The 24186-nt window shown below is 69.8% G+C and carries 20 protein-coding genes; 10 read left to right on the top strand and 10 right to left on the bottom strand.

Annotated features, from left to right (window positions below; all coding sequences use genetic code 11):
- Window positions 1-71: 71 nt before the first annotated feature.
- A complete protein-coding gene (locus BLQ50_RS12635; protein ID WP_093184154.1) occupies window positions 72-1313 on the bottom strand; it encodes a sugar ABC transporter substrate-binding protein in 1242 nt (413 codons plus the stop codon).
- Between the two features lie 306 nt (window positions 1314-1619).
- Here BLQ50_RS12635 and BLQ50_RS12630 point away from each other — a divergent pair, with 306 nt between their 5' ends.
- Together BLQ50_RS12630 and BLQ50_RS12625 are read left to right on the top strand one after the other, a co-directional pair.
- On the top strand, window positions 1620-2690 hold the full coding sequence (locus BLQ50_RS12630; protein ID WP_093184374.1) for a LacI family DNA-binding transcriptional regulator: 1071 nt from the start codon (window positions 1620-1622) through the stop codon (window positions 2688-2690).
- 58 nt (window positions 2691-2748) lie between these two features.
- The gene (locus tag BLQ50_RS12625) at window positions 2749-4533 is read left to right on the top strand and encodes a glycoside hydrolase family 13 protein (protein WP_093184153.1); all 1785 of its coding nucleotides are present in this window, start codon (window positions 2749-2751) and stop codon (window positions 4531-4533) included.
- A 136-nt stretch (window positions 4534-4669) separates the two neighbouring features.
- Here the strand turns inward: BLQ50_RS12625 and dusB are convergent, their stop codons facing one another.
- Together dusB and BLQ50_RS12615 are read right to left on the bottom strand one after the other, a co-directional pair.
- Window positions 4670-5899: a tRNA dihydrouridine synthase DusB gene (gene dusB, locus BLQ50_RS12620; RefSeq protein ID WP_093184151.1), complete on the bottom strand. Its 1230-nt coding sequence runs from the start codon at window positions 5897-5899 to the stop codon at window positions 4670-4672.
- Window positions 5900-6080: 181 nt separating this feature from the next.
- Window positions 6081-7469 carry a glycine--tRNA ligase gene (locus BLQ50_RS12615; protein ID WP_093184371.1) on the bottom strand — a complete coding sequence of 463 codons (1389 nt, stop codon included), beginning with the start codon at window positions 7467-7469 and terminating at the stop codon, window positions 6081-6083.
- A gap of 153 nt (window positions 7470-7622) precedes the next feature.
- Here BLQ50_RS12615 and BLQ50_RS12610 point away from each other — a divergent pair, with 153 nt between their 5' ends.
- Genes BLQ50_RS12610 through BLQ50_RS12590 form a run of 5 tightly spaced genes read left to right on the top strand, consistent with a single transcriptional unit; the run spans window position 7623 to window position 11228 of the window.
- Window positions 7623-8582: a metal ABC transporter substrate-binding protein gene (locus tag BLQ50_RS12610; RefSeq protein WP_093184150.1), complete on the top strand. Its 960-nt coding sequence runs from the start codon at window positions 7623-7625 to the stop codon at window positions 8580-8582.
- On the top strand, window positions 8579-9370 hold the full coding sequence (locus BLQ50_RS12605) for a metal ABC transporter ATP-binding protein (RefSeq protein WP_093184148.1): 792 nt from the start codon (window positions 8579-8581) through the stop codon (window positions 9368-9370). The genes BLQ50_RS12610 and BLQ50_RS12605 overlap by 4 nt, the downstream gene beginning before the upstream one ends.
- Window positions 9367-10302: a metal ABC transporter permease gene (locus BLQ50_RS12600; protein ID WP_093184147.1), complete on the top strand. Its 936-nt coding sequence runs from the start codon at window positions 9367-9369 to the stop codon at window positions 10300-10302. Before BLQ50_RS12605 ends, BLQ50_RS12600 begins: the two co-directional genes overlap by 4 nt.
- Entirely contained in the window at window positions 10290-10679 is a 390-nt protein-coding gene (locus BLQ50_RS12595) for a Fur family transcriptional regulator (RefSeq protein WP_093184145.1), read from the top strand. Before BLQ50_RS12600 ends, BLQ50_RS12595 begins: the two co-directional genes overlap by 13 nt.
- A 6-nt stretch (window positions 10680-10685) precedes the next feature.
- The gene (locus tag BLQ50_RS12590; RefSeq protein WP_093184144.1) at window positions 10686-11228 is read left to right on the top strand and encodes a DedA family protein; all 543 of its coding nucleotides are present in this window, start codon (window positions 10686-10688) and stop codon (window positions 11226-11228) included.
- Window positions 11229-11240: 12 nt separating this feature from the next.
- On the opposite strand, the gene BLQ50_RS12585 is transcribed toward BLQ50_RS12590, so the two are convergent.
- The 7 genes from BLQ50_RS12585 to BLQ50_RS12555 form a co-directional block, all read right to left on the bottom strand.
- Entirely contained in the window at window positions 11241-12101 is an 861-nt protein-coding gene (locus BLQ50_RS12585) for an isoprenyl transferase (RefSeq protein ID WP_093184142.1), read from the bottom strand.
- Between the two features lie 12 nt (window positions 12102-12113).
- Window positions 12114-12908 carry a DNA repair protein RecO gene (gene recO, locus BLQ50_RS12580; protein WP_093184369.1) on the bottom strand — a complete coding sequence of 265 codons (795 nt, stop codon included), beginning with the start codon at window positions 12906-12908 and terminating at the stop codon, window positions 12114-12116.
- Window positions 12909-12938: 30 nt separating this feature from the next.
- The gene (gene leuA / locus BLQ50_RS12575) at window positions 12939-14690 is read right to left on the bottom strand and encodes a 2-isopropylmalate synthase (protein WP_093184140.1); all 1752 of its coding nucleotides are present in this window, start codon (window positions 14688-14690) and stop codon (window positions 12939-12941) included.
- Window positions 14691-14947: 257 nt separating this feature from the next.
- A complete protein-coding gene (locus BLQ50_RS12570) occupies window positions 14948-16774 on the bottom strand; it encodes a variant leucine-rich repeat-containing protein (RefSeq protein ID WP_093184139.1) in 1827 nt (608 codons plus the stop codon).
- A gap of 104 nt (window positions 16775-16878) precedes the next feature.
- Entirely contained in the window at window positions 16879-18948 is a 2070-nt protein-coding gene (locus BLQ50_RS12565; protein ID WP_093184137.1) for a DUF7937 domain-containing protein, read from the bottom strand.
- A gap of 253 nt (window positions 18949-19201) precedes the next feature.
- Window positions 19202-19486, bottom strand: a complete 285-nt coding sequence (locus BLQ50_RS12560) for a WXG100 family type VII secretion target (RefSeq protein ID WP_093184136.1) — start codon at window positions 19484-19486, stop codon at window positions 19202-19204.
- A gap of 33 nt (window positions 19487-19519) precedes the next feature.
- A complete protein-coding gene (locus BLQ50_RS12555) occupies window positions 19520-19831 on the bottom strand; it encodes a WXG100 family type VII secretion target (protein WP_093184134.1) in 312 nt (103 codons plus the stop codon).
- A 308-nt stretch (window positions 19832-20139) separates the two neighbouring features.
- On the opposite strand from BLQ50_RS12555, the gene eccD reads away from it, so the two are divergent.
- The 3 genes from eccD to BLQ50_RS12540 are packed head-to-tail and all read left to right on the top strand — an operon-like array spanning window position 20140 to window position 24166.
- Window positions 20140-21495 carry a type VII secretion integral membrane protein EccD gene (eccD, locus tag BLQ50_RS12550; RefSeq protein ID WP_093184132.1) on the top strand — a complete coding sequence of 452 codons (1356 nt, stop codon included), beginning with the start codon at window positions 20140-20142 and terminating at the stop codon, window positions 21493-21495.
- A gap of 11 nt (window positions 21496-21506) precedes the next feature.
- Window positions 21507-22886 carry a type VII secretion protein EccB gene (gene eccB, locus BLQ50_RS12545; protein WP_093184131.1) on the top strand — a complete coding sequence of 460 codons (1380 nt, stop codon included), beginning with the start codon at window positions 21507-21509 and terminating at the stop codon, window positions 22884-22886.
- A complete protein-coding gene (locus BLQ50_RS12540; RefSeq protein WP_175559120.1) occupies window positions 22883-24166 on the top strand; it encodes a S8 family serine peptidase in 1284 nt (427 codons plus the stop codon). Before eccB ends, BLQ50_RS12540 begins: the two co-directional genes overlap by 4 nt.
- The last annotated feature ends 20 nt before the right edge of the window (window positions 24167-24186 follow it).

Genomic DNA, 24186 nt, shown 5'->3' with positions numbered 1-24186 from the left:
AATGACCGAATGACGTGCAACCGACGTGATGTCGGCTGCACGTCACTCGGATCAGGTGTAGTCGACGACGATCAGCCGATTGCCGCCTGGATGTCTGAGACCATCTTTTCCCAGCCCGTGACCGGGTCCAGGGTTCCGGAGATGATTCCTGCCTCGGTCACGCCCCAGAAGGACCAGACCGAACCCATCTCGGGGATGGACGGCATCGGGACAGCGTTCTTGCCGACCGCGCGGAACCCTGCTGCGATCGGGTCTGCGGAGACCTCGTCGGCGGCGGCGATGAGTGCAGGAGTACGGTTGCCGGCCTTGAACAGGGCGACCTGGGCCTCCTGGGTGGACATGTAGTTGGTCAGGAAGTCAGCGGCAAGGATCTTGTTCTTGCTCTGGGCGCTGATGTAGAAGCCCTGAACACCGGTGAAGGGGCGAGCCTCCTCGCCACCCGCGCTCGGGATCGGGTCGATCGCGACGTCGATGCCAGCTTCCTTGAACATGTCGACCATCCACGGACCGCCCAGGATGTACGGGGACTCTCCCGCGGCGAAGGCTGCGGTGGCGATGTCGTAGGTCATCGTCGTCTTGAAGATCCCTGCCGTGCCCTGCGTGGCGAGCCAGGTGGCGAAGTTGTTGCCGGCCTCACCGCCGAGCGCGAGCTCGGAGGTGTAGGAACCGTCGTCGTTCTGCTTGAAGACCGGGGCACCGAAGGACGTCTGGAACGGGTACATGGTGTAGCCGTCCCCCTTCTCGTCCACCTGAATGAGGAAGGGGTACGTGGCACCGGTGGCCTGGCCTGCGGCGATCATCTCGTCGAAGGTTGCCGGAGTGGCCTCGGGGGCGAGCGCCGTGTTGCGGATGATGGCGATGTTCTCGATCGCGTACGGAAGGGCGTAGACCGAGCCGTCGAAGGTGAAGGCCTGCAGCGCGACAGGCTCGAACCCGCTGGCCAGGTCTCCGAGCTCGATCGGCTCGACAACTCCGTTGGACGTCAGCTCGCCGAGCCAGTCGTGGGCGCCGACGGTGATGTCGGGGCCCTCACCGGTCGGGACCTGGGCGAGGAAGTCGGCGCGGATGTCATCGAAGTTCTTCTGCACGAGCTCGATCTTGTTGCCCGTCGCGCTCTCGTACTCCTTAGCCGCTGCCGTGACGGCGGGCAAGCGGGTCTCGTCGACCCACATCGTCAGGCTTCCGCCTGCCGCGGCCGAAGCGGAGTCGCTCGGCTTGGGCGTTTCCTTGGCGGTGTCGTCCGAGCTCGAACTGCATGCCCCGAGGGCGAGGCTGCTGGCGAGGACGCCAGCAAGAAGAATGCTCCGTCGCATTGTGTCTTCTCCAAAGTAGGTGGTTTGAGTCCGCCGTCGTTGGCTGAGCACCGACGTTGGCCCTGATGAGAACGACCCTAAACCGAAGTCCCCACGATCTGCAAGCCGTTACAGTAACTTTCATGCAACGATCGACTGTGAGACAGTTTGCGTTGCAAGTCTTCCGTCAGATCGTAGGAGTTCACTAGGATCTGCCGTAGCATCTGACGCTGACAGGCAATCTGCAAGTCCCTGCAAGAACGTTCCCGCGAACACAGAACCCGGCTCGACGTAGCCCGGCACGAGACGAGGAGGTCTGGTGTGTCCCTGACTCAATTCCCATCCGAAGCGCTGGGACCGAAGACCCGACTGACCGATCTCGCCAAGCAGGCCGGCGTGAGCACGGCCACCGTCTCCCGGGTTCTCAACGGCAAGGTCGGGGTCGCCTCCGAGACCCGCCAGGCCGTTCTCGCCGCCCTCGACGTGCTCGGCTACGAACGCCCCGAGAAGCTGCGGAACCGGTCCGCGGGTCTCGTCGGGCTGATCGTCCCCGAGCTCACCAACCCCGTCTTCCCGGCCTTCGCGCAGACCATCGAGAGCATGCTCTCCCAGCGCGGCTACACCCCGCTGCTGTGCACCCAGTCCCCCGGCGGGACGACCGAGGACGAGTACATCGAGATGCTGCTCGACCACTCGATCGACGGGATCATCTTCCTCTCGGGCCTGCACGCCGACACCCAGGCCAGCCGCACCCGCTACGACCAGCTGCGCAGCCGCGGTATCCCACTCGTGTTCATCAACGGCTACGCCGCCGAGATCGACGCCCCCTTTGTCTCGGCCGACGACGTCGCCGCGATGGAGCTCTCGGTCCGTCACCTCGTCTCCCTCGGTCACCAGAAGATCGGCCTGGCCACCGGGCCCGACCGGTTCATCACGGCCAAGCGCAAGGTCGACGGCTTCCGCGAGGCGATGGCCCGTCACCTCGGGATCGAGGACGCCACGGAGCACATCTCCACCTCGCTGTTCACGGTCGAGGGTGGTCAGGCGGCCGGCGGGGACCTCATCGACTCAGGCCACACCGCGATCGTCTGCGGCTCCGACCTCATGGCCCTGGGCGCGGTCCGCGCCGCGCACCAGCGCAAGCTCGCCGTCCCCGAGGACGTGTCGATCATCGGCTACGACGACTCCCCGCTCATCGCCTTCACCGACCCACCCCTGACCACCGTGCGCCAACCCGTCTCGGCCATGAGCCACGCGGCGATCAGCGCGCTCATGGCCGTCATCTCGGGTGCACCGACGCCGCGCTCGGAACTCCTGTTCCACCCTGAGCTCATCGTTCGCAACTCGACCGGAGCCTCCCCGGACATGCGCCTGCACGCGGCGCTCCGCAACGGCTGACACCCTCAAACTCTCCACTCCAGACCAGCACACCCTCTCTGACAAGGACTTTGTCGACGTGACTCATATCGATTCGACCGTGGCCTCCCCCGCCCTCGAGCTGACCTCGACCAACCCGGCGGCGACCGTCATCCATCCCGCGAGCGAGTCCGCCCGCGAGTGGTGGCGGACCGCCGTGATCTACCAGGTCTACCCGCGCTCCTTCGCCGACGGCAACGGCGACGGGATCGGCGACATCCCCGGCATCACCTCGCGCCTGGACCACCTGGTCGAGCTCGGCGTCGACGCCGTGTGGCTCTCGCCGTTCTACCGCTCGCCCCAGGCCGACGCCGGATATGACGTCGCCGACTACCGCGACGTCGACCCGCTCTTCGGCACCCTCGCCGACTTCGAGGAGCTCCTCGCCCAGGCCCGCAGCCGCGGCCTGCGTGTGATCGCCGACCTCGTCCCGAATCACACCTCCGACGACCACGAGTGGTTCAAGGACGCCCTCGCTGCCGGCCCCGGCAGCCCCGAGCGCGCCCGCTACCTCTTCCGCGAGGGCAAGGGCGCGGCCGGCGAGCTTCCCCCGAACAACTGGAAGTCGATCTTTGGCGGACCTGCCTGGACCCGCGTGAGCGATCGCACCTCTCCCCTCGCCTCCGACGGTGTCACCGACGGCGAGTGGTACCTGCACATGTTCGACACCCGCCAGCCCGACCTCGACTGGGAGCACCCCGAGGTCCGCGCGGAGTTCGAGGACGTGCTGCGGTTCTGGCTCGACCGTGGGGTTGACGGCTTCCGCATCGACGTCGCGCACGGCATGGTCAAGGCACCCGGCCTGCCCGACTGGGACGGTGACACGTCCATGGTCGAGGGCGCGACGGAGGCCCACGAGGCGGCCGAGGACGGCTCGACCGGCGCCGGCAACTCCGGCCCGATGTTCGACCAGGACGGCGTGCACGACATCTACCGTGCGTGGCACAAGGTCCTCGCCGAGTACACCGGCGACCGCGCGCTCGTCGCCGAGGCCTGGGTCGAGCCGCTGAGCCGGCTGGCCCGCTACGTCCGCAGCGACGAGATGCACCAGGCGTTCAACTTCTCCTACCTCACCACGGCCTGGGACGCGGCAGCGCTCCGCGGCGTCGTCACAGCCTCGCTCGAGGCCTCCGACGAGGTCGGCGCCCCGACCACCTGGGTGCTCTCCAACCACGACGTCATCCGCCACGCCTCGCGGATGGGCCTGACCGGCGCCGCCGTGCGTCCCAACGGGATCGGCACGAACGACCCCCAGCCCGACGCCGAGCTCGGCCTGCGCCGTGCGCGCGCCGCCAGCCTGCAGATGCTGGGCCTGCCCGGCTCCGCCTACGTCTACCAGGGCGAGGAGCTTGGCCTGCCCGAGCACACCGACCTGGACGACGACCTGCGTCAGGACCCGGCCTGGTGGCGCTCCGGCTACACCGAGGCCGGCCGCGACGGCTGCCGCGTGCCGCTGCCCTGGGAGGCGGACAAGCCCGGCTACGGCTTCGGCCCGACCGGCAAGTCCTGGCTCCCCCAGCCTGACTCGTACAAGGCGTGCGCGGCCGATGTGCAGCGCTCGACGGAGGGGTCGACGTTCGCGATGTACCGCTCTGCCCTCGCCCTGCGCAAGGCCAACGACCTCGGCCTCGGTTCTCTCGCCTGGGTCGATGACTTCGCCGGTGCCGACTCTGTGCTCGCCTTCGTCAACAACGGCGTGCTCGTCCTGACGAACTTCGGCGAGACCCCGGTGGCCCTGCCGGCCGGCGCCGAGGTCCTCGTCGCGAGCGGCCCGCTCACGGGCGCCGGAGTCCCCCAGGACACGACGGTCTGGCTGACCGTCTGACCCAAACCCCGGTCACCCACCGATAGGTGCACGAGCTCCGCCCTGTTTCTCACCGAAGCAGGGCGGAACTCGTGCACCTATCGGCGTATGTGGGCAGGGAGGTTGGGACGGGGTCGGGTGGACGGCCTGGGCGAGGTCAGCCGCCGGAGACGCTCAGCTCGGCTTCGAGGAGCTTGGCTCGGTGCTCGTCGCTCAGCTCGCGGGAGTCAAGCCAGCCGTAGGGGACGTGCGGCTGCTTGGGCGTGCCCTGGCGGCCGCGCTGACCTTCGGCGTCCTTGCCCGGGTAGGGCTGGTCGAGGTCAAGAGCGTCGAGGCGCTCGCGCAGCTCGGTGAGCGAGGAGACGAGCGCCAGACCGCGGCGGGCGTCGCCCCCGACCGCGTAGCCCTTGAGGTACCAGGCCATGTGCTTGCGCAGGTCACGGGTGCCCTTGTCCTCGTCCTCGAAGAAGTCCGCCATGAGCTCGCCGTGCCGGTAGATCGTCTCGGCGACGAGGGCCAACCCAGGCTTCATCCGCACGTCGGAACCGTTGAAGGCCGCCGCGAGGTCGGCGAAGATCCAGGGCCTCCCCTGGCACCCACGCCCGACGACGACGCCGTCGCACCCGGTCTGGCGAACCATCTCCAGAGCGTCCTCGGCGGACCAAATATCACCGTTGCCGAGCACCGGGATGGTCGTGACGGTCTCCTTGAGCTGGCGAATCGCCGACCAGTCGGCCGTCCCGGAGTAGTAGTCGGCCGCGGTCCGCGCGTGCAGCGCGACAGCCGCGACCCCGGCCTGCTCGGCGATGAGGCCCGCCTCGAGGTACGTGAGGTGGTTGTCGTCGATACCCTTGCGCATCTTGACCGTGACCGGCACGCCGAAGGGCGCGGCGGCCTCCACGGCCGCCGAGACGATCCGGGTGAACAGCTCACGCTTCCAGGGCAGGACGGCGCCGCCGCCCTTCTTGGTGACCTTGGGGACGGGGCAGCCGAAGTTGAGGTCAACGTGGTCGGCGCGATCCTCCCCCGCGATGATCTTCACAGCGGCCGCGACGGTCGCCGGGTCGACGCCGTACACCTGGGCCGAGCGGGGCGACTCGCCCTCCTCGAAGGTGACGATCCGCAGCGCCTCGACGTTGCGCTCCACGATCGCCCGGGACGTGACCATCTCCGCGACGTAGAGCCCACCCGGGCCGTGCTCGCGGCACAGCTTGCGGAAGGCGGTGTTCGTCACACCTGCCATGGGCGCGAGCACGACGGGAGTTCGGACCGTGTGCGGGCCGATGCGCAGGGGCGGCAGCAGGGGCGCGGTCAGCCCGGAGGTGGCCCGGTCACCGCGCGCCGGGCCGACTGCGGGCGCACTCAAGACAGGAGAAGGGGAACTCATCCCACCAGTATCCCACCGCAGTCTGGCCACGAGCTGACAAGCGAGGCGGCCCACCCTCGACCCGAGCGGCGACATGCCCGGCCGCGGAGCCGCCGTCCTGCGAACGCGCGGAGCCGCCCACGCGAGGCGTGAGCGGCTCCGGAGAACGCGTCGTCGGGCAGGTTTCCCGGGTCAGGTCAGCTCAGGAACCGATCAGGCGGGCGGCCAGGTACGCGGTGACCTGGTCGAGTGCGACGCGCTCCTGGGACATGTCGTCGCGGTGACGGATCGTGACTGCCTGGTCGTCGAGGGTGTCGAAGTCGACCGTGATGCAGAACGGGGTACCCACCTCGTCCTGGCGACGGTAGCGGCGTCCGATCGCACCGGCGTCGTCGAAGTCGACGTTCCAGTTCTTGCGCAGCTCGGTGGCCAGGTCGCGGGCCTTCGGGGAGAGCTGCTCGTTCCGCGAGAGCGGCAGGACCGCAGCCTTGACCGGGGCCAGGCGCGGGTCGAGCTTGAGCACGGTGCGCACGTCGACCCCGCCCTTGGCGTTGGGGGCCTCGTCCTCGGTGTACGCGTCGGCGAGGAACGCCATGACCGAGCGGGTCAGGCCGGCCGCGGGCTCGATGACGTAGGGCACCCAGCGCTCGTTCTTGCCCTGGTCGAAGTAGCTGAGGTCCTTGCCGGAGTGCTCGCTGTGCGTCTTGAGGTCGAAGTCGGTGCGGTTCGCGATGCCCTCGAGCTCGCCCCACTCGCTCCCTTGGAAGCCGAAGCGGTACTCGATGTCCACCGTGCGGGTGGAGTAGTGGGAGAGCTTCTCCTGCGGGTGCTCGAAGAGGCGCAGGTTGTCGCGGTCGATGCCCAGGTCGACGTACCAGTTGGTGCGCAGGTCGATCCAGTACTGGTGCCACTCCTTGTCCGTGCCGGGCTCGACGAAGAACTCCATCTCCATCTGCTCGAACTCACGGGTGCGGAAGATGAAGTTCCCCGGCGTGATCTCGTTGCGGAAGGACTTGCCGATCTGGCCGATGCCGAACGGCGGCTTCTTGCGGCTCGCGCCGAGCACGTTGGCGAAGTTCACGAAGATGCCCTGGGCGGTCTCGGGGCGCAGATAGTGCAGGCCTGACTCGTCCTCGACGGGGCCGAGGTATGTCTTGAGCATCATGTTGAAGTCGCGCGGCTCGGTCCACTGCCCGCGGTTCCCGCAGTTGGGGCAGGCGATCTCGGCGAGGCCGCCGACCGGCTCGCGGCCCTTCTTCTCCTCGAACTCCTCGAGCATCTGGTCCTCGCGGAACCGCTTGTGGCAGGACAGGCACTCGGTCAGCGGGTCGGTGAACACCCCGACGTGGCCGGAGGCCTCCCAGATCTTGCGCGGCAGGATGACCGCGGAGTCGAGGCCGACGACGTCGTCGCGGCTCGTGACCATCGTGCGCCACCACTGGCGCTTGATGTTCTCCTTGAGCTCAACACCGAGGGGCCCGTAGTCCCAGGCGGACCGCGACCCTCCGTAGATCTCACCGGACTGGAACACAAAGCCGCGACGCTTCGCGAGGGAGATGACGGAATCGAGGTGGGACGGCGCTTGGGCCACGGTGATCACTCCAAGAGACTTCGGTGCCCGCACGTGGCTCGTGGGGCAGAGGTGACTGGCGCACGTCGTGCGCCAACCACCCAGGTTACTCGGGGCGGAGGTGACCCAGCAGACAGCGCGCTCGGTTGACACCACCAAACGCGTTAATTGATAATGATGTTCATGTACATCGCCTCACGTCGCACCCTGGCGACCCTCGCGGGCGGCGCCCTGTGCGCCGCGCTCGCCCTCACCGGCTGCGCCAGCTCCGACGCAGCGGACGACGGCCGGCTCCAGGTCCTCGCCTCGTTCTACCCCCTGCAGTACATCACCGAGGAGATCGGCGGCGACCTCGTCGACGTCACCTCGCTGACCCCGCCCGGGGCAGAGCCGCACGACCTCGAGCTGTCCCCCGCGAAGGCCCGCCAGGTCGGCGAGGCCGACCTCGTGGTCTTCCTGTCCAACTTCCAGCCGGCCGTCGACGCCGCGATCGACGCCCGCGAGCCCGCGCACGTCGTCGACGCCGCCGACTCCGCGAACCTCCAGGCGCACGAGCTCCAAGGCACGGACGAGAATGACGAGGACAGCCACTCCGCCGACGACGGCCACGACCACGGAGTCCTCGACCCCCACTTCTGGCTCGACCCCACCCGGCTCGCTGCGGTGAGCGAGGACGTCGTCGCCGAGCTCTCGGCGATCGACCCGGACAACGCCGAGACGTACGCCGCCCGCGGGGCCGAGCTCGTCGCGTCCCTGACCGACCTCGACGCCCAGTTGACCGCCGGCCTGTCCCAGTGCTCGAGCAAGCTCCTGGTGACTACGCACGAGGCCTTCGGCTACCTGGCCGACCGCTACGGCCTCGAGCAGGTCGGGATCTCCGGGATCGACCCCGAGGCCGAGCCGTCACCGGCCCGGATCAAGGAGGTCTCGGCGACCATCCGCGACCGCGGCGTCTCCACGATCTTCTTCGAGACGCTGATCAGCCCGAAGGTCGCCCAGACCCTCGCGAGCGACCTCGGCATCACCGCGACCGTCCTGGACCCTCTCGAGAGCCTGAACGACTCGGGCGGCGACTACCGTTCGGTCATGCTCTCCAATCTCGAGGCGCTGCGCACCGGGCTCGGTTGCGCATGAGCGGCCGCCCCACCACCCCCGAGCAGGTCATCGAGGCTCGTGACCTGCACGTCACCCTCGACGGGAGCCGCATCCTGCGCGGCGTCGACCTGTCCGTGACCGCAGGCGAGGTCGTCGCGCTGCTGGGGGCGAACGGCTCGGGCAAGTCGACCCTCGTGCGCACCCTGGTCGGGATCCTGCCCATCGCGTCGGGCTCTGTCACCCTCTACGGCACACCGCTCGGGCGGACCGTGCCCTGGCAGCGGGTGGGATACGTGCCCCAGCGGGTGAGCGCGACGACCGGGGTTCCCTCGACCGCCCTCGAGGTGGTCTCCTCGGGCCTGCTCTACGGCCGGCGGATCCGGATGCCCCGGGGCGCGTGGGCCAGCGCGATGGACGCGCTCGACCGCGTAGGCCTGGCCGACCGTGCCGACCGCGCGGTGAGCGAGCTCTCCGGCGGGCAGCAGCAGCGCGTGCTCATCGCCCGCGCGCTCGTGCGCGACCCGGACCTGCTCGTGCTCGACGAGCCCGTCGCCGGCGTCGACCAGCAGAGCCAGGAGTCCTTCGCCGTGACTCTCACAGGTCTGGTCGAGCTGGGCACCACGATCCTCGTCGTGCTCCACGAGCTCGGTACCTTCGCCCCGCTCATCTCTCGCACGGTCGTGCTCCAGCACGGCCGCAAGGTGCACGACGGCGGGGCGCTGCCGCCGTCGGCGGCCCACGCCACCCCCGGGCACGACCACGTCCACCCGCACGAGAGCCCCGAAGAGGGCTCACCGCTCATCCACAACGCAGGGTTCGGATCATGACCACCATCTTCTCCGAGCTCCTCGGCATGCTCACCGACCCCTTCATGCAACGGTCCCTCGCCGCGGCCGTCATCGTCGGGCTCACCGCCCCGGTCATGGGGACCTACCTCGTTCAGCGCCGGCTCTCCCTGCTCGGGGACGGGATCGGGCACGTCGCCCTGACCGGGGTGGCCCTGGGCTGGTTGGTCGGCTCCGCGATGGGGCTCGTCCAGAACGACGCGCTCGCGGTTCCCGGCGCCGTCGTCGCGGCCGTGGCCGGGTCGATCACGATCGAGCTGGTCCGCGAGCGCGGCCGCACGAGCGGCGACGTGGCCCTCGCCCTGCTCTTCTACGGCGGCATGGCCGGCGGCGTGCTCATCATCGGCTTCGCCGGCGGCACGAACGCCAACCTCATGTCCTACCTCTTCGGGTCGATCTCGACCGTCACGACGACCGACCTCTTCCTGACCCTCGGCCTCGGCGCGGTCATCCTGGCCGTCGGGGTCGGGCTGAGCGCCGCGCTGTTCGCCGTCTCCCACGACGAGGAGTTCGCCCGGGCCTCGGGCCTGCCGGTCCGCACCCTCAACATCGCCATCGCGGTGATCGCCGCGCTCACGGTCACCGTGTCGATGCGCGTCGTCGGGCTGCTGCTGGTCAGCGCGCTCATGGTGATCCCGGTCGCGGTCGCCCAGCTGGTCACCACGTCCTTCCGGCGCACCATGGTGGTGGCCGTGGCGGTCGGCGTCACCGTATGCGTCGTCGGGCTGTCGATCACGTACTGGCAGCCGCAGTCCCCCGGCGCGACGATCGTCGTGCTGGCCATCGCCGTCTATGCGGTCGTGGCGGCCGCGCGCCCGCTCGTCATGCGCCGGCGCAGGGCCGGTCAGGACCCCCACCCCGATATGCTGGACGACGTCTCACTCGAGCAAGGAGCTCAGCCATGCAGCGAATGACGCGCCAGCGCGCAAGCATCGCGGACCTGCTGGCAGCGACCGAGGACTTCCGCAGCGCCCAGCAGCTGCACGAGGTGCTCCGCGCACGTGGGGAGACCACCGGACTGGCGACCGTGTACCGGACCCTGCAGACCATGGCCGACGCCGGCCAGGTCGACGTGCTGCGCACCGCGGAGGGAGAGAACCTCTTCCGCCGCTGCGAACGCACCGAGCACCACCATCACCTCGTGTGTCGCTCGTGCGGCGCGACGATCGAGATCGACGGCCCCACGGTCGAGGCGTGGGCCTCCCTGGTCGGGGCGACCCACGGCTTCATCGACATCGAGCACACGATCGAGCTCTTCGGCACCTGCGCCGACTGCGCCGCGCGGCGGTAACGCTCCATGCCCGACCTGGACGGCGCGCCCTTCGTCGCGATCTTCTGCTTCTTCTTCGCGATCGTCATCGTGCGCACCCAGGCCACCTACTGGCTGGCCCGTCTCGTCGCGGCCCAGACCGTGGGCCGGTCCGCGCCGAAGAACCGGGTGCTGGCCCGTGCCCAGGCCTGGTCCCAGAGCCCGTCGGCGGCCCGGGGCAACACCGCGCTCAACCGCTGGGGCGTCCTCGCGGTCCCGCTGAGCTTCTTCACCGTTGGATTCAAGTCGGTCGTCAACGCCGCCGCCGGCCTGACCCAGATGCCCTTCCGGCGCTACCTGCCTGCGATGCTCCTCGGCTGCATGATCCACGCGACGATCTATGCGACCGTCGGCTGGGCCGCCTGGGAGGTAGCCCTGGCGGCCGCCGCTGGCTCCCCCTGGGGGATCGCGGTCCTCGCAGCCCTGCTGCTCGCCACCGCGGCCCTCATCACGCTGGCCCGACGCCGCAGCGCCCGAACCCGCGCACGCGTCACCGCGGCGTCCGGAGGCACCGACGGCCCGCAGGCCTGAGCACCGGCTCGGTCAGGACTCGACCAGCGGGTCGGGCCCGTCGTCGGTCTCCGCAGCGTCGGCCATGTCGACCGCGCCACCGTAGCGCCGGTCACGGCTGGCGTACTCCTCGACGGCGCGCCACAGGCTCCGCCGGTCGACCTCGGGCCACGGCTCGGGCAGGAACACGAGCTCGGCGTAGGCGGACTGCCAGATCATGAAGTTCGAGATCCGCTGCTCGCCCGAGGACCGCAGGAACAGGTCGACGTCGGGCAGCTCGGGTTCATCGAGGAATCGCGCGACGGTCTTCTCGGTGATCCGGTCGGGGTCAAGCCGTCCCGCGGCGACCTCGTGCGCGATGGCCTTCGCGGCGTCGGCGATCTCCGCCCGGCCACCGTAGTTGATGCACATGGTCAGCGTGCAGACCGTGTTCGCAGCGGTCATCTCCTCCGCGGTCTCGAGCTCCTTGATCACCGAGCGCCACAGCCGCGGCCGACGCCCGGCCCACCGCACCCGCACGCCCCACGAGCTCATGGTGTCCCGCTGGCGTCGCAGCACGTCGCGGCTGAAACCCATGAGGAAGCGCACCTCCTCGGGAGAGCGCTTCCAGTTCTCGGTCGAGAAGGCGTAGGCGGACACATGCGTGACGCCCACCTCGATCGCGCCGGCGACGACGTCGAGCAGGGCCGCCTCCCCCGCCTCGTGGCCCGCGGTGCGCGGAAGTCCACGGGCGTTCGCCCACCTCCCGTTGCCGTCCATGACGACGGCGACGTGCTTGGGCACGAACTCCAGGGGGATCGCCGGCGCCACGGCGCCCGACGGGTGCGCCGGCGGGGGCACGGGGAGGGCGGGCGCCGTGGCGGCACCTAGAGCAGCTCTGCGGCCGCGGACCATGGGCGGGACCTCTCAGTGGGCGACAGGGACGTCGGGCGTGACGGGGGTGGGCACGGCGGGGGTGGGCACGGCGGGCTCGCTTCGGTCGACCATCCGCAGGGACCGCAGGGACCGTTCGAGGTGGAACTGGCTGTATGCCGCGACGAGACCGTTGGCCTCGCGACGGTTCCGCTCTCCGGCGAGGTCGGCGACCGACCAGTCACCGCTGAGCAGGGCCGCGAGCAGGTCGATCGTCTCCGGAGCCGGGGCAGTCGCACCGGGCGGGCGGCAGCGCGGGCAGACCGTCCCACCCTGAGCGACCGAGAAGGCCCGGTGCGGCCCGGGTTCACCGCAGCGCGCACAGTCGGAGAACGTCGGGGCCCACCCGGCCACGGCCAGCCCGCGCAGCAGGTAGGAGTCGAGCACGAGGCCGGGGGCGTGCGCGCGCGAGGACAGCGCCCGCAGCGCACCCGCGAGCAACCAGAACTGCTGCACGGCCGGCTCGCGCTCGGCGTCGACCAAGCGGTCGGCGGTCTCGAGCATGACCGCACCCGCGGTGTACAGGCCGTAGTCCTCGCAGATCGCGCGGGCGTAGGGCTCGACCGTCTCCGCCTGAGTGACGATGTCGAGGCTGCGCCCGACGTGCAGCTGGACATCGACGAACATGAACGGCTCGAGGCGGGCGCCGAACTTCGAGGAAGTACGGCGCACGCCCTTGGCCACCGCCCGCACCTTGCCGTGCTCACGGGTCAGGAACGTGATGATGCGGTCTGCCTCGCCCAGCTTATGGGTGCGCAGGACCAACGCTTCGTCTCGATACAGGACCACGGGTCCATTGTCCGCCATCGCGGGAGCGCATCACTCCTTCGTGCGGCCCTGACGGTTGACGGCGGAGATGATCGCCTTGAGCGAGGCGGTCGTGATCGACGGGTCGATCCCCACGCCCCACAGGACCTCTTCGCCGACGGCGCACTCGACGTAGGCCGCAGCCGACGCGTCGCCCCCCTCGGAGAGCGCGTGCTCGGCGTAGTCGAGAACCCTCACATCGACGCCGATCGATGACACGGCGTCGACGAAGGCCGCGATGGGCCCATTTCCGGAGCCCTCCAGGGTGATCAGCTCACCGTTGTCGACAAGGTCCACCGAGAGGGTGTCCAGGCCACCCTCGACGCTCGAGGCCCGGGTGCCGCGCAGGGAGAACCGGCCCCACGGCTCAAGCGGTCCGCCAACAGGGGCGGGGAGGTACTCGTCTGCGAAGATCTGCCAGATGTCCTCACCGGTCACCTCGCGGCCATCGGCGTCGGTCACCGCCTGGACCACCCGGGAGAACTCGATCTGCAGGCGGCGCGGCAGGTCGAGGTGGCGCTCCGTCTTGAGCAGGTAGGAGATGCCGCCCTTGCCGGACTGGGAGTTGACCCGGATCACGGCCTCGTAGCTGCGTCCCACGTCACGCGGGTCGATCGGCAGGTACGGCACGCCCCAGACCAGGTCGTCGACGGACGTGCCCGCGGCCTCGGCCGCCGCGGCCATCGCATCGAGGCCCTTCTTGATCGCGTCCTGGTGCGAGCCCGAGAACGCGGTGAAAACCAGATCGCCCGCATATGGGTGACGCTCGTGGACCGACAGCTGGTTGCAGTATTCAGCCGTACGACGGATGTGGTCGATGTCGGAGAAGTCGATCTCCGGGTCGATCCCCTGGCTGAACATGTTCATGCCGAGGGTGACCAGGTCGACGTTGCCGGTCCGTTCGCCGTTGCCGAACAGGCAGCCCTCGATGCGGTCGGCGCCGGCCTGGTAGCCCAGCTCGGCGGCGGCGACCGCGGTCCCGCGGTCGTTGTGCGGGTGCAGCGAGATGATGATGTTCTCGCGGTGGTTGAGGTGCCGGTTCATCCACTCGATCGAGTCGGCGTAGACGTTCGGGGTCGCCATCTCGATCGTCGCGGGCAGGTTGATGATGACCTTGCGGTCTGGGGTGGGCTCGAGGACCTCGATCACCTCGTTGCAGATCCGCGCCGCGAACTCGAGCTCGGTCCCGGTGTAGGACTCGGGTGAGTACTCGTAGTAGACCGTCGTCTCGGGGATGGTCTGCTCGAACTTGCGGCACAGCTTCGCGCCTTCCAGCGCGATGTCGACGATCCCGTCCTGGTCGGTGCGGAACACGACCTCACGCTGGAGGACCGATGTCGAGTTGTACAGGTGCACGATCGCGTGCTTGGCCCCTCGGATCGACTCGTACGTCCGAGCGATGAGGTGCTCGCGGGACTGCGTCAGCACCTGGATGATGACGTCGTCGGGGATGAGGTTCTTCTCGATCAGCATCCGGACGAAGTCGAAGTCCGTCTGGGACGCCGAGGGGAAGCCGACCTCGATCTCCTTGTAGCCCATGGCCACGAGCAGCTCGAACATCCGCAGCTTGCGCTCGGGGTTCATCGGCTCGATCAGCGCCTGGTTGCCGTCGCGCAGGTCGACCGCGCACCAGCGCGGGGCCTTCGTGATGACCTTGTCGGGCCACGTCCGGCCGGGCAGGTCGACGGCGAACTGCTGGGCGTAGGGCAGGTACTTGCTCACGGGCATCGCCGAGGGCTGCTGGGGGGCTGCTTGTGCGTTCATGGCGGAAGAATCCTTCGTCTCGCGTGCTGCATCTGTGTGTGGTGAGTCCTACAAGCCGGCACACCAACCACCGCGACGAGGGACCGGCCTACGAGGCCTCGTCGCGGCACAGAAGGAGCAGGGAGACCTGCTGAACGTGTTGCACGTCAAACACTGTACCCCTCCTGCCGGGCGGCATCGGGTGAAGTCCATCCGGACCTCCCCCTACCTGGGGCCGGTGCGTGCGGGAGGCCTGCCCGCACGCACCGGCCGACCCGTCAGAAGAGCTCGTCCCCGAGCACGCCCAGGTTGTCCATCCACCACTGCTGGTCCGTGAGCTTGCCCTCGTCGAACAGGCGCACGGCGTTGGCTACCAGGATCCCCGCGGAGTCACCCATCGTGCCGGCGTAGCTGACGTACCAGCTGCCGTTCTCCTCGACGGCGATCAACGAGAGATCCCCGATCCCGAGCTCCTTGAGCGCCGGGATGTCGTCGAGGCAGCCCTTGACCTGCTCACCGTCGAGATCGGCCGAGAAGCACTCGGCGTCGAGCTCGATGCTGCCCGTCGTCCCCTCGAACTCACCGGAGAAGGTCAGCGAGTCGATCTGGAGCCAGGCGACTCCGTCCTTCTCCTCCCTGACCGAGAAGGAGGCCGTGAGATCGCTCGCAGCGAGGACCTCCTGCAGCTCGGCGAGGCCGTCCATGTCGAGCTCGTCGCTGTTCCCGTAGAGCGTCATGGCCCGGCGGTCGGCCAGCGGCAGCGCCGAGAGGAACGCATCCTGGTCGCTCGTCTCCACGTACTCCTTGAGTCCTGTGACCAGGCCTTCGGCCGCGGCCTCGGGGCTGTCGTAGTGGCCCGCGAGGTCGTCGGAGGGCATCGAGCCACGCTCGATACCCTGTGAGATCGCGCCGTACTCGAGCATGGTCAGGGTCGGGCTCACGTACCAGCTGTCCCCCTCCTGGACGACGATGAGGAACGGGTCGATCGGCTCGTCCCCGAGGTCGAGGCCCAGCTCGGCGCCGATCTCGGAGGGGTCGAGCTGGAGGTCCTCAGCGGCGACGTCGACGGGGAAGGTGTCTTCGATCGTCGTCTCGACCGCGTCGCGGACCTCGGTGTCCGAGGGCAGCGTCGTGCCTGACATGTCGAGCAGCTCCGCAAGCGGACCCTTCTCGAGGTCTGCGAGCAGCGTGATCGTCGCGTCGGAGAGCTTGTCGGCATCCGCGTCGATCGTCAGCTGACCGCCGACGATGTTCACCTTCGCGAGCCCGTCCTCAAGCTCCTCGACCTCGACCTCAAGATCGGTCAGCTCGAGGTCGAAGGCGTCGAAGTACTCCTTGTAGGCGTCGGTCACGGCGCCCGCGTCGACGCCGCCGGTGGACTCCAGCCGGTCAGAGAACAGCGTGAGGGCAGTCGACAGGTTGTCGAACTCCGAAGGCGAGGTGACCCCGTACACCCCGACCAGGTCCTTGGCCACGGCCGCCTCGATCATCTGCGTCGCGGCCGCCTCAGGCGTCTTGGCCCCGCCCACCTTGGAGAACCACAGCGCGTTGGCGGCGTAGGCCCCGCCACCCACCACGAGCGCTCCGGCAACACCGATGCCGATCCACATCCCCTTGCGGGACTTCTTGGCGGCCTGCTGCGGCTGGCCCCAGCCGCTCGGACCGCCGACGACCGGCGGCCCCCACGCGTTCTGCTGGCTGCCGGTCCACTGACCGGGCTGACCGGGCTGCTGAGCGGGCTCCTGGACGGTGCCGTACGGGGTCCACTGGCCTGCCGGAGCGGCCGCTGCAGCCCCAGGACCGAAGGCGTACGCCCCCTGGCTCGGGTCGGTCGGGAGCTGCTGGGTCTGGGCGGGGTAGCCGGGCGCCGGAATCGCCTGGGTCGTCTGCGCACCCGGCGCCGCTGCGCCGCGGGCCGCGAGCGCGGCGTCGACCGCTGGGTCCGCGAAGGATCGGAGCCAGTCGAGCAGCTCCGGGTAGGCGGTCGGGTTCGAGGCGATGGCCGGGCGCAGGTCCGGGCGGTGCGTCGCGATCTCGCCGAGGAGCGCGGCCGGGGTCGAGGGATCTGCGGCCTGCGCGAGGGTGTACTCGCTCGGATTCGTCATGGCAACCTAACTTCTGTGAATTTCGTGGGAGACGGCAAACGGGGGCAGGAGGTGCATCCGTCGAGCGAATGCGCCTTCTGCCCCCGTCGTGGCAGGTGGCTGACCTAGCCCTGGCGGTTACGCAGTGCCGCGTCGACCTCGGGGTCGCCCAGCTGGCCGAGCCACCCGAGCAGAGCCGGGTAGGTCGACGGGTTCGCAGCAACCTGCGCGCGAAGCTCGGGGGCGTCCTGGACGATCTGCGCCAGGACCGCACCCGGGGTGCCCGGGTCGAGCGCCTGCGCGGCGGTGAAGCCGCTCGACGTCGGTGCCTCAGCGGCCGGGGCCTCCGGCTGCGCGGCGACCGGCTGAGGAGCTACCGGCTGCGGCGCGGCCGGAGCCTGCTCCTGCTGGGGCGCCTGCTGACCCGGGTAGGTCGGAGCCGGCGCCTGGGCGGGGGACGAGGCCTGGGTCTGCCACGGAGCCGCCTGCACGGGTGCGCCGTAGGGCTGCTGCGCGACGGGCGCCGAACCGTAGGGAGCGGGAGCCCCCTGCTGGCCCGGGTACTGGTACCCGGGGGCCTGGACCGGCGGCGCGGACCACTGGTAGGCGGCGTTGTTCACGCCGCGCGGTGCGGGACGGTTCGCCGCGAAGTACTCGCGGACCTCCTTCGGCGCGGTGAGCGCGATCGCGATGAGGGCCGGCAGCCCGAAGGCGAGGAGCAGGTGCCCGACGGTGATGTACTTCCCCGTCAAGATCGTGTCGCTCGGCACCATGATGACGATGACCAGTCCGAGGACGAAGGCACCTCCCGCTGCTCCGAGCGCCAGGATCCGGTTGGATGCCGGGTCCTTGGCGAGGGCGAGGCGGGCGTAGACGGCCGCGCCGGTGATGAGAACTCCCAGGATGATGGTCGTGACCACCACTCCTGTGGGGCGCTCGATCTTGTCGAAGAAGAACCACATCGCGGTGCTGACGACGGTGGCCGCCCCGACGAGGGCGAGGTAGTCGAATCCGTGGACGGCCGTGGAGATCCACGTCTTGGCACGGGGTTCGCGCGTCAGAGCGCGAAGCGTCGCCGGTGCAGCGGCCGCGGCAGCAGCAGCGGGAACGAAGATCGCACCGAGACCGTCCTGCAGGGACAGCGGGAAGAGGAACGTCCCACCGGTGTTGCGCAGCGACTCGAGCTTGAGCAGCGACGAGCCGTCGCCTGCGCCGAAGACGAAGACGCACACCAGGATGGTGCCCAGCCCGATCAGCACCAGGCGCCAGCTCGGCGAGCGCTGGATGACGGTTCCGTAGATCGCCCACAGGCTGAAGGCGACGGCGAAGAGCCACGCCAGGATCGTGCCGACAACGGCAACCCCTCCGTAGAAGTCGGAGTAGTCACCGACATCGATCAGGAAGAGGACGAAGGAGACGAGGTAGGTGAGCGCGATGAACGCACCGATCGCGGCCGTGATGGTCCACCACAGCTTGCTCACCCCGCGGTCGAGGTCCTCGGGACCCATCTCGCACTGGCGGGGCTGAGCAGCCAGGATCGCGCCGGCGAGGCCGAGCGCGAAGATCGTGCCGACTCCCGTCGTCTCGTCGCTGGTTACGGCGTCAAGGACGACGTAGACGAGGACGACGACGACGTAGGGCGCGTTGGCCAGCATCCGGACCAGGCGCGTGGTGTGCACCGTCCAGCTCGGCGGGAACACGCTCGCCCGGGCGAGGTAGGGCAGGGCGAGGGAGAGGACCGAGAGGATCGTCACCAAGGTGACCACGTAGTGGAATCGGTCACCGATTCCCTCGTAGCCACGACCGAAGGTGACCGGCAGCGCGAAGGAGACGAGGAGCAGGAGCGCAGCGAGGCCGTCCCGGACGAAGTCCGAGACGGGGATCCCTGTGAAGGGGTTGGGCCTCGGCGCGGTCGGCGCCTGGGGGTACTGGCCCTGAGCGTACTGGCCCTGCTGCGGGACATAGCCCTGCTGGCCGGGCTGCGGAGCATACTGGCCGGGCTGGGCAGCGTACTGACCAGGCGCGGGTGCGTAACCGCCCTGCTGGGGCTGCTGCGGGTACTGCGCCGGCTGGCCGTAGCCACCCTGGGGAGCCTGACCACCCTGGGCGCCCTCGCCGGGAACCTGCGGGGACTGCTGCGGTTCACCGTTCGGCGGGAAGCCACCGGGTGGCGGAGCCTGACCTTCGTAACTCATGATCTCCCTCTCGTCGTTACCGTCTCTGCGCGAACCCGGGTACCGCCCGAGTGCCACGCCACGGTCCTGCCACGTGGATGCCGGTCACAACCTATCCACATCACACGGGTCGTGCATATACCATCCATGCGCGCCGCGTCACCTGGTGACGCGGCCCGACTGATGCTGCGGGAACGTTCACGGCACGTGCCGAGGGCGTGCCACCTCTGTGGGCACCCTCGGCACGACCGTCAACGTTGCCAGCAGTCGAGGACTACCAGCGTCCGGTGTTCTGGCGCTCTGCGGCCTGGTACTCGCTGTTGCTCGAGTCGACACGGCGTCCGACGTCGTTGAGCAGCGCCTTCATGTCCGTGATGGCGGTCGTCCACTTGGCCTTGGCGGAGGTGTAGGCCGAGGATGCCTCGCCGTCCCAGCTCGCCCGCAACGGCGCGAGGGAACGGTCCATGTCATCGAGGATGCGCTCGAGCTTGGTCGAGCTCGACTGGATGTCTGCTGCTGCGGTGGAGAGTGCTCCGAAGTTGACCTTGAGATCGCTCATCGTGTCTGTCCTTCCTGGTCCGTTGAGGGTGATTCAGCCGAGACGCGCGGTGAGCGCGCTCAGGCCGGCGGACTGCTGGTCGTCCGACGTGTCGTAGGACGCGCCCGAGTCGGTGAGGTTGCGCTCGAACTCGTCGAGGGCGCTGACCATCTTGGTCGCGTCCTCACGCCACCGGGTCATGAGCTGGTTGAACGCGACCGCGCCCTGGCCCGTCCACGCCTGACCGATCGAGGCGAGCTTGCCCTCGAGGCTCTTCAGCTCGCTCTGGAGCTCGCTCCGTGACTGACTGACGGCCTGGGCACCCTGCTTGAGCGCGCCATCAACTGCAGAAACTTCACCTGCCACAATGAACTCCTTAACAGGCCCAGGGGCCGGATCATCAGACATCGACGACTGACCGATGTCCCACCTGGTCTGAGTACCGGGTGACAGGTTGGACACTATGTCCACAGGATGAGTTTGTGCACCCTTCTGACGTGGGTAGAGGTACCCATGAGCACCAAGAAGCCAGTGTTCAGGCCAACAACACGGCCCAGTGCCGACGCGCCTCGACGGCCTTCCGGGGACGATCCACCCCGGATCCTCATCCGCCCCGCGCGGGTTCACTATGCTGTCGGCGTCCCCGTTTTGTCGTCGAGCACCAAAGGATCGCCATGGTCGAGGCGTCACCCGCTCCCACCACGCTGGGCACGCTGCTCCGGATCTCCGTGGTCGCCGGCGACCGCCGCCTCGACGTCGGTGCGCCCGGAAGCATCCCGGTCGCCGAGATCATCCCAGGGTTCGCGCGCACCCTGCGCCTCCTGGACGCCTCCTCGGTCCACGGCGGGTACCGGCTGCTCCGCTCCGACGGGTCCGCGCTGAGCACGAGCGTGTCGCTGATCGCCCAGTCGGTGTCCGACGGCGAGGTCCTCACCATGGAGGTCGGGGCGCACGCACCGGGACCGCGCGTCTACGACGACGTCGTCGAGGCCGTCTCGGACGCCGTCGAGAAGGACTTTGCCCCCTGGACGCAGCAGGACAGCTCGCGCGCCGCGGTCGGAGCCGCCGCGGCCTTCCTGCTCGCCGGGGCGATCATGCTGCTCGGGGCCGGGAGCCAGTCGGTCGTGCCCCCGGTCATCGCCGCCTGCGTCGGCGCACTGGTGCTCATCAGCGCGGCCGTGATCGCCCGTCGCGAGGTGCACCCGAGCGGTGCGCAGGCGATGGTGCTGTGCGGCGCCGTGTTCTGGGCCGTCGCCGGACTGCTGTTCACCGCTCCCGACGCCGTGAGCCTGTGGGGTTGGCCGCTCGCCGCCGCGGGCGGCGGTGCGGTCCTCGCCGGCGCGGCCGGCCTCGCCCTCCTCCCCCGCACCCAAGAGATCTGCGTCGTCCCGCTCGCGGCGGGGTTCATCCTCGCGGCCGCCGGGACGGTCGTGGCGACCACGGACCTGTCCCCCGGGAACGTGCTGGCCATGACGGTCGCCGTCGCGGTGACCGCAAGCAACGGCATCCCCTGGTTGGCGCTGTCGACCACACACCTGCGCGTCGTGTCCGCGCAGAGCGACGAGGACGTCTTCGCGGACCCGGCGCCGATCGACCCCGAGGCCGTGGGCCGCAGCTACCAGCGCGGCTACCGGCTGCAGTTCGGCTTGCGGGCCGCCGTCGCGATCATCACGATCATCGCGACGCCCACCGTCGCCTCCCTCGGTCTGACCGGCGTGCTGCTCATGGTCCTGTGCTACACCGGCATGCTGCTCAGCGTCCGGCAGACCTTCTCCCGGGCCGACGTGTTCGTCGTCATGGCCACCGGCATCGTCGGGCTGACGTTCACCACCCTCATCGCCGCGCTGGCCCACCCCCAGTGGCGCGGGTCGCTCATGGTCGCCGTCGCAGTCGTGGCCGCGGTCGTCGTGGGCGCCTGCCTCATCGCCCCGCGCCCCCGGGCCGCGTTCGGCCGGGTAGCCGACTCCGTCGAGCTGCTCAGCCTCGCCCTGCTGCTCCCGCTCGGCGTCGCCGCCGCCGGGCTGGTCTGAGAGGCCCGGTCATGGCATCCAAGAAGGAGCTTGTCGAGGCGCAGACCTTCGGTCGACGCCGTCTGCTCACCGCCTTTGTCAGCGGCTCCCCCGGCGGACGTGAGATCGAGCCCCAGAAGCCGATGCGCGCGGTCGTCGCCGGCGTCGCGCTGTCCGTCCTGCTCGTGCTGGGCAGCCTCGGCTACGGGCTGCTCAAGCCAGGACTGCCGACCGGCTGGGACAACAACAAGCTGGTCCTTACCAAGGGCAGCGGCGCCCGCTTCGTCTCGATCAAGGGCACGCTCTACCCGGTCCTCAACACCACGAGCGCCCGGCTGGTCATCCCGTCAGAGAGCTTCGAGGTGGTCGAGGTGGCCGAGTCCAAGATCTCCGACGTCCCCCGCGGCAAGCAGATCGGCATCACCGGCGCCCCGGACGAGCTGCCCTCGCCCGCACACCTCGTCGGCTCCGGCTGGCTGGCGTGCGTGGGCGACGACGGCGCGAGCCGCATCCAGATCACCCAGGCCCCCGCCGGGGAAGCCACGACCGACAGCGCGGTCGTCACCGTCGCGGATCAGACCTACGTCGTCAACGGTTCCTACCGATACCTCGTCCCGAAGAAGGACGTCACCGCGGTGCTCCGCGCGCTCCAGCTCGAATCCGCTCCCGTGCGGGCCGTGACCGGACCCTGGCTCAACGTCTTCACCCCCGGCGACGACCTCGCGCCGCTGTTCCTGCCCACGGCAGGCGACCCGCTGGTCACCAGCACGCTGCCGAGCGGGACGGTCGTGGGGTCCGTCGTCGAGCAGACGGGGTCGGGGACCGAAGCGCGACGCTACGTGGTGACCGCCGCGGGCGAGCTCGCGCCGCTCACCGAGATCGGCTACCAGCTCTACCAGCTCGGCAGCGGCGCCCAGCTGGGCGCCCCGATCCAGGTGAGCAGCGCGGACATCCGGGACGTGCGGACCGCCCCCGAGCTTGCACCGCCGACCTGGCCGCAGGCACCGGCCGCGGCCTTCGACGGCCTCGACCCGATGTGCGCGGTCCTGCAGGTTCCCCCCGGAAGCGCCCCGGGTGCCCAGCCCGTCGCCCACTTCGCCCTCGCCGCCACCACCACGACCGATGCCCTGCCCACGACGGGCCGCGCCGAGGTCGAGGTGGATGCCGGCAAGGGTGCCCTCGTCCGGGCCACCGGCGACCAGCTCACCGACCAGGGCACCGTCGCGATCATCGACCAGTCCGGGACCGTCTTCGCGGTGCCCGACCCCTCGACCGAGGTCCTCGCCCAGCTCGGCTACACCGCGGCCGACATCTCCCCCGTCCCCCAGTCGTGGCTCGCGTTCCTGCCCGCCGGTCCCGAGCTGACCGTCGCCGCCGCGTCCATGGCGCCGGCCGGCACGAGCGGCTCGTGATCGGTCCCCGCGGCTGGTTGCTCGTCCCCCTCCTCGCCGCGCAGCTCGGCGGGCAGCTGCTGCTAGCCCCGGCGCAGGCACTGGCCTCCGGACTGACCGTGCTGCCGACCGCGAACGAGACCTGCTCTCCCGACGTGACCAGCTACTCCCCCGCCGCGCCTGCGGCCCTGGCAACCCTCAACGCCGAGCTCGCCTGGCGCACGGCGACCGGCAAGGGGGTGACGGTCGCCGTGGTGGACTCCGGCGTCGCAGCCGCGAACACCCACCTGACGAGCGCGGTCCTGCCCGGGATCTCCCTGACCGACACGCCGGGGGCTGACAACTCCGCCACGACCGACGTCATGGCCCACGGCACGGCCGTGGCCGGTCAGATCGCCGCGCGGCCCGTCGACGGATCGGGGGTCGTGGGCTTGGCGCCCGACGCCAAGATCCTGCCGGTCCGGGTGTACTTCTCCCAGGACCAACAGGTCGCCGACACAGGGAACGGTCCGCGCAGCGACCGCCTGGCCGCGGGGATCCGCGCCGCGGCCGACGGCGGCGCGCAGATCATCAACGTCTCCATGAGCACCGCCGAGGACACCCCAGAGCTGCGCGATGCGGTCGTCTACGCAACCGGGCTCGGTTCGCTCGTGGTGGCCAGCGCGGGCAACCGGAACACCACGGACGACCAGTCCGACTCCCCCCGCTATCCGGCGGCCTACCCCGAGGTGCTGTCGGTGACCTCGGTCGACGCCGCAGGCATCGGGACCGCCGACGCGATCCACGGACCGCATGTCGACGTCGCAGCCCCCGGAACCGACGTCCTGACCACGTTCCTCGCCGCCGGGGACTGCATGCTCTCGAGCGGCCTGCCCTCGACCAGCTACGCAACGGCCTACGTGAGCGCGGCGGCGGCCCTGATCGCCCAAGAACACCCCCGGGAGACCCCCGCGCAGTGGGCGTTCCGGCTCGAGGTCACCGCCTCCCGGACCATCCTGGACCGCCGCGACGACGTGACCGGCTGGGGAACGATCCGGCCCGCGGAGGCGCTCGCCTTCGTCGACGACGGCTCGGCCCGCGGCCCAGACAGCCCCGTCCACCCCAGGCCGGCCCCGCCGGCGGCCCAGCCGCAGGCCCTCGACCTGGACCAGGTGGTGTCACCGCTCGATGAGACCCACCGGGTCGCCATGTGGTGGACGCTCGGCGGGGTCGTCGCCGCACTGGCCACCGTCCTGGCGGGCCAGCTGGCTGTCACGAGGCACCGGGCCCGCCCGGGGCGGCGGACCCCTCCGACGTCCTGAGAGTCGGTGCACGCCACCAG

Source organism: Sanguibacter gelidistatuariae, assembly GCF_900096585.1.
GTDB classification, from domain to species: domain Bacteria; phylum Actinomycetota; class Actinomycetes; order Actinomycetales; family Cellulomonadaceae; genus Sanguibacter; species Sanguibacter gelidistatuariae.
Note: the sequence above shows the minus strand (reverse complement) of the source record. Positions and strands in the feature narration are given on the sequence as shown.

Coding starts and splice junctions, on each gene's coding strand:
- BLQ50_RS12570 (WP_093184139.1), bottom strand. CDS start 16,774: ATGACGAATCCGAGCGAGTACACCCTCGCGCAGGCCGCAGATCCCTCG.
- dusB (WP_093184151.1), bottom strand. CDS start 5,899: ATGAGTTCCCCTTCTCCTGTCTTGAGTGCGCCCGCAGTCGGCCCGGCG.
- BLQ50_RS12595 (WP_093184145.1), top strand. CDS start 10,290: ATGCAGCGAATGACGCGCCAGCGCGCAAGCATCGCGGACCTGCTGGCA.
- BLQ50_RS12585 (WP_093184142.1), bottom strand. CDS start 12,101: ATGGTCCGCGGCCGCAGAGCTGCTCTAGGTGCCGCCACGGCGCCCGCC.
- BLQ50_RS12560 (WP_093184136.1), bottom strand. CDS start 19,486: ATGAGCGATCTCAAGGTCAACTTCGGAGCACTCTCCACCGCAGCAGCA.
- BLQ50_RS12605 (WP_093184148.1), top strand. CDS start 8,579: ATGAGCGGCCGCCCCACCACCCCCGAGCAGGTCATCGAGGCTCGTGAC.
- BLQ50_RS12565 (WP_093184137.1), bottom strand. CDS start 18,948: ATGAGTTACGAAGGTCAGGCTCCGCCACCCGGTGGCTTCCCGCCGAAC.
- BLQ50_RS12610 (WP_093184150.1), top strand. CDS start 7,623: ATGATGTTCATGTACATCGCCTCACGTCGCACCCTGGCGACCCTCGCG.
- leuA (WP_093184140.1), bottom strand. CDS start 14,690: ATGAACGCACAAGCAGCCCCCCAGCAGCCCTCGGCGATGCCCGTGAGC.
- BLQ50_RS12635 (WP_093184154.1), bottom strand. CDS start 1,313: ATGCGACGGAGCATTCTTCTTGCTGGCGTCCTCGCCAGCAGCCTCGCC.
- BLQ50_RS12590 (WP_093184144.1), top strand. CDS start 10,686: ATGCCCGACCTGGACGGCGCGCCCTTCGTCGCGATCTTCTGCTTCTTC.
- eccD (WP_093184132.1), top strand. CDS start 20,140: ATGGTCGAGGCGTCACCCGCTCCCACCACGCTGGGCACGCTGCTCCGG.
- eccB (WP_093184131.1), top strand. CDS start 21,507: ATGGCATCCAAGAAGGAGCTTGTCGAGGCGCAGACCTTCGGTCGACGC.
- BLQ50_RS12600 (WP_093184147.1), top strand. CDS start 9,367: ATGACCACCATCTTCTCCGAGCTCCTCGGCATGCTCACCGACCCCTTC.